We start from the raw sequence: 5,759 nt of genomic DNA, 5'->3' as shown, positions 1-5,759 counted from the left end.
AGACCGCACAGCTCTTTGGGCTACCGGCCCCCAGCGCCGAAGAGCATCGTCCCGATAGACCAAAGGCCGACCATGCATTAACATTCAAACTGGACCACTCGATGGGGGCACTCCAGGGCCGCGGCCGAACAATCCGCTGCTCTCCGTGCGGCCTGCATCTCTGTCATCGACGCCCATGTCGAGGCGATCGCTCAAAGCCGCAGCTACAACAGCGCGGCGCATCTGGCGGGCTATGCCAACAGCACCGTGCCGCAATGGGCGGCCGAGGTCGCCACGTTCATATCCTGGCGCGATCAGGTCTGGCAGGCGGCCTATGCGATGCTGGCAGAGGTCGAGGCCGGAACAATCCCGGCGCCGACGCCCGCCGAGGTGGTCGCAGCGCTGCCGGTGATCGCCTGGCCGGATATTCACTCATGATCCTCCCCCCCCCATCGGCCAGCTAAAGCCCTTCGCCTGCAGCTATCTCAACGATGCTGGCCTGTCGATGTGGGTCACGTTCTGGGCGACATCGGAGGAGATAATCCTCAGCGCTCAGCACCCCCTCCACGATCTGCGCGTCGATGGCGTCCTGATCGCAACTTACACCCTAGGAGATCATGATGGATATTGAGGTCGCAAAGCTATTCGAGCTGCTGGGACGCGCGACGGCGGAGGCCAGCCTCCTGCGCCAGGCAATCGCCAAGCAGCAAGCACGCATCGCTGAGCTTGAAGGGCGGTCAGGGAGACAGCAAGGCGAATTGAAGGACTAGAGGAATCCGGGAAACCCCGGCGCGGGGCCAAAGCCACCTGTCAGAGAAATTTCTTGTCCATTATCTGCAGCATGAACATCCAAAATCCGCCGCGCCGCTACAGGGATATGCTGAAATACCGTTCCATCCCAGTGTGCTAGAAGAAACCTTCGATACGGCACCCCAAGTCTCTTGACAGGGGGTGTGCATGAAAAACGCCAAATCGTGCAAGCTTATGGTGCATTGGCTATTGCTCGACATCCAAAGGCCGCTCCGGCACAAAATTATATTGTTTATAGTCAATGTGTTAAGTTTTTGCCCGACATCTCGAATACCGTTCTGCCGACATCGAAAACCCGTCTTTCGACATCGTTTTCCCGGCCTGTCCTGAGGCCCCTGCGGCGAGCAGGCAAAGAAAAAGGCCGCCCAGGGGGCGACCTTCAAGCGGATTGATGGGGAAGGAAGCTGATTACTTCCGTTTGCGCGGCTTCTTCGTTTCCTTCTTCTCTTCATAGAAACGATCCATGGCACGGGTCGTATCGATCCCCCACCAGTGATCGGACAGGAACGGGTTGAGTTCGTCGTCGCAGTTGGTCCGGACGTAATAGGCCTCGGCGAAATGATCGAGGGTGACCTGAGCATCCCCCATTTCCATCGCCTCTGAGAGCGCTTCGATCGTGATCTCGACGGCCAGACCGAACCGATAGGCTGCGGCGTGCATCATGATCGGCATGAATTCTGCGAGACTGAACAGGCCATCGTCGGTCAGGCCGGATCGTCCCAGGAGCTCTGTCATCGCGTCTCGAAGAGCGGGGCCATCGATTGCGGGCGTCATCGCCAGGATCTCGACAGGACGCAGTCGCCGCGACAGTGTCGGATCCTGATTGATCAGGTTTTTTGCCTCCAACGTCGCCGTCATGATCAGTGAGATCGGCCAAGGTCCGACCTGCATCAGGTTGCGGAACCGCTTCGCGAAGGCAGACATCGTCTCTTCGGTCGCGTAGCGCCCTGCGTCCTGGACCTCATCGAGGTGAATGGCCGCGATACGATGATTCTGAAGCTGTGTCCGCAGGCAGTCGATCAGGTAGTTCTCGGTCCGGTTGCCGTGGGTCGGGTAGCCGATTTCTCTGAGGATGGCGCAGCATGTGTCCTTCACGCTCGCCTTGCCAGGCACGATGGCACTGACGATCCTGTGGCCGAAGGCCCGGCCGCCAGTGGCGACCGCCGTCTCCTCGTATTCGCGGATAACTCGTGCCATCATCGTGGACTTCCCGCTCCCGGCAGGGCCGATCAAGGCCGCCCCTTTCTGCTCGTAAAGCCCGCGCGCCAGCCGGATCTCCCGCGCCTCGAGGACGCCGAACACCCGCTCGCGGATCATGCGGTAGGTCCCGGTTTCACAGAAGAAGGTGTCTAATGCAGTGGTTGCGGCCGCTTTGGTGCGCGTTTGTTCCATCACGGCCAGGGCTTCATTTGTGGTCATGGATTATCTCCGGATCAGGATCTTGGGCGGCGTCGCGCGCCATTGGAGCGGAAGCGATCGAGAGGATCTGCTCCATCGGGGTGTTCGGCGGCCTCGGCCTCGGATGAGGGCGTGGGCGCGGATGCGGTGTGACTGCCACTGGAACCGGTCGCGTAGCCGGTCTGCAGCGGATCGATGAACTCGTCGCGGCCGACAAAGGGCTTTTCATGCGCGCCCTTGCCGAACTCCAGTTCCTTGCGAAGACGCGCCGCCTCCTCGTCGCCGCGACCTTCCATGGTGACGCCGGCAGAAGTGGCGATGGCTTTTGCCTCCCCGCGCCAACTCTCCCGGGCTTCAGACTGCGCTTCGGAGTGATCGGCAACATCAAGTGCGGCTTCAGCCTTGCGCCGGGTCTTTTCCGCCTTCCACCAGGCGAGTGACTTTCCAGGCATGGTCTCGTCGAGGCAGGGAACGGAGATCAGCTCGTCCTTGGCAACGACCGAGATCGCCCCGAGGTTCATCGGGTCGACGATGATCTCCAGCTTTTCCCCCGGTTGGGCGATCCTGTCCACGCCCGGCGCCTTGCGCTGGTTACGGATGAAGTCATTCGAATAGACCAGCCCCTCGAACCGGATGCCGGCTTCCGAGGCGCCAACGGCATGGGAACTGCCACAAGCTTCGCGCAGTGCCTGAGACCCAGGCAGCGCGAAGGGATCGAACTGTTCATGTTTCGACAGCTTCGCCCATGTCCCGGATGGTGTCGCTCCGCCGAGACCGCGGTGGGGCGATGCGTTGTAATCCGCCACGAATGTGACGAAGAGGCGATGCAGATCATCATCCGTGAGACAGGCCTCGCGCCCAGGATTCCGATCATTTCTCAAATGGGGCGCACCGGCTGTCCAGCCCGGCAAATGCCGCGCCCATTTCAATTCGAAGGTGCGAAACAGGCGTTCGATGTGAGCGCGAAGCTCGGCCACGCCGGTCACGGCATTCAGAAGTGAGCAAGACAGGATCCGAGCCGCCTCGACGAACCTTGACCCACCAAAAGGGTTTTTTCCGAACTCGCTCCCCGAGTCCGTCGAAACCATGTGGATAGGAGCCCTGTTGTCCCATGAGGATTTGAAGAGCCCCGCCTCCCTGAGGAGTGGCGTCTTGTCGGCAAAGCACATGCGCAGGCAGGCAAGCGAGGCCTCCTGGTTTGGCGCGGGGCAGAACGCGAACCCCAGGATCATGCGCGTGGCGACATCGATCGCAACGACGACCCAGCGGCGAACACGCTTTACCTTGGTGCGCTGCTCGGGCGTCATGTTGTTCCAGGCCGCTCGCGACACGTCCAGTGACAGGACATGAACCTGCCAAGCATCGAAGATGACCAGCTCTCCCGGAAAGCTGGCTTTCAGTCCCTGCTCGACGCTGCGGAATTTCGCTTTTGCCTTCGCCAGCCCCTCGCGTTTGACGGTGACCGTGAACGGGTCCAGGTATTTGTCGATCCATCGCTCATAGGTCCTGGCCGACTTCACGTCGATCAGCACCGGGAAGCCTGCGGCGCGGCGACGCTCGTTTTCTTTCTCGACTTCCGAGACGGTGTCAGCGGCCACTTCGGATTTGGAGAATGCCGGATTCAGATACTGTTGCAGGCACCGCAGAACGAAGTTCAGGTCTTCAACCGCCTGTTCGTCCAAATCCTCCGATCGAGCGCGCGGAGGGCAAAACACCTTCGCCTTCTGACCACCCTTTCGGAACTTGCGATAGTATTCAAGCAGAGTGTCATTGCTGGGAAGCGGCTTCAGGCTTTGCGTCGCATTCGCAGTTTCCGTCCCATAATCCCGACGGGCTTGATAGGACTTGTAGTCCCGATCCAACTTGGCACGCCAGGTCTGCACCCCATCGCGCGTCAAGATCATTCCGAGCTCGCGGTAGTGAGACATCCGCTGGCAGAGGAACATGATCAGGTCAATGCGCGCGCGCCGTTTCTTGGTGGCCCCGAACATCTCGTCCGCGCCGAACATGGCGCGATCCATCTGCTGTGCCGGGCTGTAGTAGCCGCGCTCGACAATCAGCAGTTCGCTCTCGAGCAGATATGGAATCTCGTCCGCCCGGAACTTGCGGATATTCACGCCATGCTCGGGGTTCCGAACCGACAGCAGATAATGCGTGACGATCTCGCTGCCGCGATCCCTGACCTCGCTGGTCCTGGTGACTTCGGCTCCCTCGAAAGTGACTCGATCCGTTGCCTTGAGGCCCGCGAAATAGGTCATGCCGCCACCTCGCAGACGAGGCCACTCTCGAACCGATCCAGCGGGTGTTTGCGAATGTCGCCATCCCCGATGAGCCGGACGGCCGCACGCCACCCCCGGTTGTCGAGCCGGGAGGCCTCGATCAACCGATCCAGCGTGAACCGAGGAGGCAGGTCGTTCGCCGCCTCCAGAACGATGCGGTCTGCTTCCGGGTCCCAGCCCCGCCGCGCGTAGTGGATCTTCTCGGCGCAGTCCCGCCACGCCGGGTGGAACGAATAGCGGGACAGTACCACGAACCGATCGGCGACATCCCGCGAGCACTGCGCCGCGATGTTTGCGACCTCGGCCAGATAGGAAGCGCGCCGGGCCTTCTCATCGTATTTGACCGAGATCAGGACTTCTTCACCGGAGGCCAGCAGAACGTGGGTGTCGATCTTGGTGTAGCTCTCGTCCCCGTCCAGATCCACGAAGTCGACACGCGTGAATTGCTCCTTGAAGTTCAGCACGCCGGGATGGGCCGCGAGGTTCTTCTTCACCTCGGCCTCTTCCATCGAGGCGCACCAGAACTCCTGCATCACGGCCCTGCGGTGCAGGCGCGTCACGAAGGACAGCCTGGAGCTGCCACGTGACTTGCCGAGTTCCATCTTCTGCAAGTGCGAACGATGGACCTGGAAGGGGTGGTCTGGATCTGCCACCGAAGGCGGGCTGATCCGAGACACGCGTCCGGTTGGGCAATCGCCCCCTACATGGGAATAGGCGCCAGATGTGCCATCGTGATCAAACATAACTTCTCCGTTCCCCGGATTCGATGAATCCAGAGTTCCTGACCCGGCTCCGTCTGGCGGGCCTTGGATGCGATTTCGGCTACGGGCTATCGCCCAGGTTTTGTTTCCAGCGGTGCTGCTGATCGAAGATTTATGCGCTTTCCTCAAACGCACCAGAGCCCGGCTCGAGAAGGTTGTGGACCAAGCCCACCTGAAATTCAGATTTCTAAAGGAATGGCACGATCCTCAGCTTCTTTTCGAAGCCAGACCAGGAAATCCGGCGATCCAGGTGTGGTGCCTCCAGGCGGCTTCACCGGATTGACCAACACCAGCTTTCCAAGAAACCCCTGATCCCCATTAGGCTCAGGACCCATTAATCGGCTTGCGGCGCCACTGGCGGCGTGATTCACGCTCTCCAACTATAGGAGGGTGTGGTGAGCAATCTTTTCTGGCTGAGCGACGAGCAGATGGCGCGGCTCGAGCCGTTTTTTCCGAAGAGCCATGGCCGCCCACGGGTCGATGATCGTCGTGTTCTGAGCGGGATAATCTTCGTCAACCGCAATGGGTTACG

General features: G+C 60.5%; 6 protein-coding genes. 3 read left to right on the top strand and 3 right to left on the bottom strand.

Annotated features, from left to right (window positions below; translation table 11 throughout):
- Positions 1 to 246: 246 nt before the first annotated feature.
- Together G455_RS26585 and G455_RS26580 are read left to right on the top strand one after the other, a co-directional pair.
- On the top strand, positions 247 to 417 hold the full coding sequence (locus tag G455_RS26585) for a hypothetical protein (RefSeq protein ID WP_154664464.1): 171 nt from the start codon (positions 247 to 249) through the stop codon (positions 415 to 417).
- 182 nt (positions 418 to 599) lie between these two features.
- The gene (locus tag G455_RS26580) at positions 600 to 749 is read left to right on the top strand and encodes a hypothetical protein (protein WP_154664463.1); all 150 of its coding nucleotides are present in this window, start codon (positions 600 to 602) and stop codon (positions 747 to 749) included.
- A 448-nt stretch (positions 750 to 1,197) separates the two neighbouring features.
- Here G455_RS26580 and G455_RS0121835 read toward each other — a convergent pair whose 3' ends face one another.
- The 3 genes from G455_RS0121835 to G455_RS0121825 are packed head-to-tail and all read right to left on the bottom strand — an operon-like array spanning position 1,198 to position 5,209.
- Positions 1,198 to 2,208 carry an ATP-binding protein gene (locus G455_RS0121835; protein ID WP_028095571.1) on the bottom strand — a complete coding sequence of 337 codons (1,011 nt, stop codon included), beginning with the start codon at positions 2,206 to 2,208 and terminating at the stop codon, positions 1,198 to 1,200.
- Positions 2,209 to 2,222: 14 nt separating this feature from the next.
- A complete protein-coding gene (locus tag G455_RS0121830; RefSeq protein WP_028095570.1) occupies positions 2,223 to 4,445 on the bottom strand; it encodes a hypothetical protein in 2,223 nt (740 codons plus the stop codon).
- Positions 4,442 to 5,209, bottom strand: coding sequence for a hypothetical protein (locus tag G455_RS0121825; protein WP_028095569.1), 768 nt, complete (start codon positions 5,207 to 5,209; stop codon positions 4,442 to 4,444). The genes G455_RS0121830 and G455_RS0121825 overlap by 4 nt, the downstream gene beginning before the upstream one ends.
- Positions 5,210 to 5,622: 413 nt before the next feature.
- Here G455_RS0121825 and G455_RS25150 point away from each other — a divergent pair.
- A partial coding sequence (locus G455_RS25150) for a transposase (protein WP_035367197.1) occupies positions 5,623 to 5,759 on the top strand: 137 nt, incomplete at its 3' end.

It is taken from the genome of Pseudodonghicola xiamenensis DSM 18339 (assembly GCF_000429365.1).
Classification (GTDB): Bacteria; Pseudomonadota; Alphaproteobacteria; order Rhodobacterales; family Rhodobacteraceae; genus Pseudodonghicola; species Pseudodonghicola xiamenensis.
This window is presented reverse-complemented; position numbering and strand designations above follow the sequence as displayed.

What these genes read in the sequence shown, in the direction of transcription:
- G455_RS26580 (WP_154664463.1), top strand. Translation starts at nt 600, where the DNA reads ATGGATATTGAGGTCGCAAAGCTATTCGAGCTGCTGGGACGCGCGACG.
- G455_RS0121835 (WP_028095571.1), bottom strand. Translation starts at nt 2,208, where the DNA reads ATGACCACAAATGAAGCCCTGGCCGTGATGGAACAAACGCGCACCAAA.
- G455_RS0121830 (WP_028095570.1), bottom strand. Translation starts at nt 4,445, where the DNA reads ATGACCTATTTCGCGGGCCTCAAGGCAACGGATCGAGTCACTTTCGAG.
- G455_RS0121825 (WP_028095569.1), bottom strand. Translation starts at nt 5,209, where the DNA reads ATGTTTGATCACGATGGCACATCTGGCGCCTATTCCCATGTAGGGGGC.